The 3,103-nt window shown below is 63.1% G+C and carries 1 protein-coding gene and 1 pseudogene; both read left to right on the top strand.

Annotated features, from left to right (window positions below; translation table 11 throughout):
* Positions 1 to 225: pseudogene (locus HP547_RS28070) on the top strand (hypothetical protein); the annotation flags it as partial.
* Between the two features lie 3 nt (positions 226 to 228).
* The coding region (locus HP547_RS28075) for a hypothetical protein (RefSeq protein ID WP_218583503.1) at positions 229 to 3,103 on the top strand (2,875 nt) is incomplete at its 3' end.

Raw genomic sequence — 3,103 nt, forward strand, 5'->3', positions numbered from 1 at the left:
CTCGTTGGCGTCGACCTCTGGCGATTCACCGCCGAGCTCGAGGTGTACAAGCGCCCGCTGTACGACGAGCAATGGTTCACGATCGCTCCTGAATACCTAACCCAATCCGACATTGTCGACATCGCGGTCAACGAGAAGTGGCCCGGTGTGAGCGCGTATGCGCTCATCACCGAGGACGGCTCTGAACTGGCGACCGAAGACGGCAAGACGATCATCACGGGGTGATGAATGGCTGAACAAATTGAAATTTCCAAGCTCCCGCCATCGGTTGACCCGAAGGAGGCCGACCTCTATCCGGTCGTGCAGAGCCGCAGCACCAAGAAACAGACGCTGACCAAGCTCCGCGAGGCCATCGCGTCGGCGTGGAGCAACCCGGTCCAGGCGCTACTCGGCTCCAAGACGGTAGAGCAGGCCAAGGGCGCAGTTGGCCTGGATCAGGTGAACAACACCTCAGACCTCGACAAGCCAGTCAGTACCGCGCAGAAGCTGGCCCTGGACCAGAAGGCCTCAGCCGCTGAGGTGGCACCGGCAATTGCAGGGTTCAACGCCCTGGCAAAGACGCGGGACTTGATATTCATCAAGTCGGTGGCGCGGGAACTGGCCCTGAACTTCCCGGACATCGCGGCGGCCTTTGTCGCGGCCGGCAGCCCGAGCCAAGGCAACATCTACCCGCAGGGCCATTGCTACGACGAGTCGGGCCGGATCTACATCAAGTATGCCAACGGCTCCAAGGCCGTGATTGCCTGGTTCCAGGCAACGGGTGTGTACGGCGGCTGGTTCATGATTGCCCCAGGCGGGGAAAGCCTGGTGATCATCACTGAAGGCGGTGTGCGAAAGCTCTACAACAAGGCGGGCACTGATGGGCTGCACGCCTACGACATCAGCGCTCTGCCGGCAAAAGGGGCAACCCTGGCTGGGGTCAGCACCGGTTTGACCGGTGTGGGCCTGCAGTACGCCTACGACAGTGGCCGATGGATCATTGAGCAGCAACAGGTCGACATGGGGACGGAGGGCTCCCGTACCCGCTGGTTGATTTACGACAAAAACTTCGTCCGCCGGGGCGAGTTCTATGTCGCCAAAAACGTGGTTGGCTGGCAGCTGTCGACCAGCGCGCACTATTCCTACGTGCCGAAGACCCAGGGGGTGGCACTGCAGGGAGGTCGCGTGCTGTTCGGCCTGGGCGGCTCGTATATTCCCGAAACGGACGGCACGGTCGCTTTGCCGGTGGCGGCGATTGGCATGGCGGTGTGCGAGCTCGACGGCTCTCTTGTGGATTACGGGACCGTTCGAGCCGAGAAGATGATGGCGCGGCTGTCGGCAGCTGGCCACCTGTGCCTGCGAACCGAGTCGGAAGGATTGTCGCTGCGCCCAGACGGCACCATCAGCCACCTCATCATCACCGCTCGCCCGGGGAGCCCTGATGCGGATGTGGGGGGCATCCTGCTGCTCACTGAGTACGACGCCGAGGGCGTGAACTACTCGGATATCAGCGATCCATACACGCCGTTCAACATGGAGCGCAGTGTCACCGGAATCTTTCCGCGTGGGCCGGATGGCAAGATCTACAACCCGTTCAGCGGTGCGGTTTTCAGCACCATGCAGGAAATCCTGCGCTACATGGCCGATGTGCAGGTGCCGCGATTTTCCTGGTACTCCTCGGCGGTCACCATCACGCCGATGGGGATTATCGAGATTCCAACGGCCAGCCGAGTCGAGGTATTCAACCAGAACAACCAGGCCTTTCTGGTCTTGGTGTGGACGTCAGCGCGCGAGTTCGCTCCGTACTGGGTGAACCTGACGGCCAACAGCGTCGAGCTGCTGGGCACCCGAACGGGGTATCTGCGAAACGGCTTTGTGTCGGCCGGGGATGTGTTCGGGCGCATCCTGACCCCGCACCGGGATAGCAGCCAGGCCGACATTCTGACCTTGCAGCAGACCAGTACCCCGGACGCCAACCTGGTGATCGTCGGGGGCGGCAGCACGATCTACACGGCGTCTACCCGGACATGGTTCTACGCGGCGGCGGATGCCACGTCGAAGGTTGGCCTGAAAATCGCCGAGATCTTCACGAACGGGTTCAACCCGGGCGAGGACAACGGCTTTGACTTGGGCGCTCTGCTCAAGCGCTGGCGGGAAGCGTTCATCACCAAGCTGACGCTGTTCGGCCCCATGCGCCTGGGCCAGTACACGTTGGCCACGCTGCCAGAGCCCAGCCTGACCCCGAACTACATCATTGATGTTGCCGATGGCTCAGGCGGCGTCCGCGCCTACAAGTCCAACGGCTCGGCCTGGGAGCCGATCAACGCCACGGATGCGCAGCTGCGGGACCGCTCCACGCACACCGGCTCCCAGGCTATCAGCACGGTAACCGACTTGCAGGTGGCCTTGGAGAGCAAGCTGGCCAGCACCCAGCGCGGGGCGGCCAATGGTGTTGCTGCACTGGACGCCATGGGCAAAGTGCCGGTAGGGCAGCAGACGCTGGATAACCTCACGCTCACTGGTTGCGTGGGTATTGGCGCAGCGCCTGGGGACAGGTTCCTGCTCAACGTGCGAGGGACGCCGCCGGTGACGGGCAGCCAGTATGGGGTCTTTTCGGCGGGCACCTACAGCGTGCTGGGGTTCAGCAGCGCCTTTGGTGGCGCGGTGAACCTTCCCGCGCAGGTGTCACCGACCGTCGTCGCGCTGACCTCGACCTTCACCAGTATCGCGCCGGGCCTGGGTACCAACGTGACGGTAACGGAGCACGATGGGTTTCGCGTCGACTCCGTGCCCGCCACCGGCATCACCATGGCTTGCGCTCTGCGCCTCAACCAGGGCGTGCAGAGCGGATACGAGCGCTGGAACGTATACGCCGCCGGCAATGCCCCGAACTACCTGAGCGGTGACCTGCGGATCGGAACCACCACGCAAAGCGGCTCGGACAAGCTGACGGTTGTAGGGCCTGGGCGGCTCACCGGGGCATTCCGCCCTGGGCAATTCACCCTGGGCACGCTGCCTGACGCATCGCTGTTCCCCGGCTACATCATCGAAGTGACCGACGCTGCCGACGGCTCGAAGACCTGCAAGTCCAATGGCACGGCCTGGAAGATCCTCAACACCAACA

This window comes from Pseudomonas sp. CM27 (genome assembly GCF_013179515.1).
In the GTDB taxonomy this organism is placed as follows: domain Bacteria; phylum Pseudomonadota; class Gammaproteobacteria; order Pseudomonadales; family Pseudomonadaceae; genus Aquipseudomonas.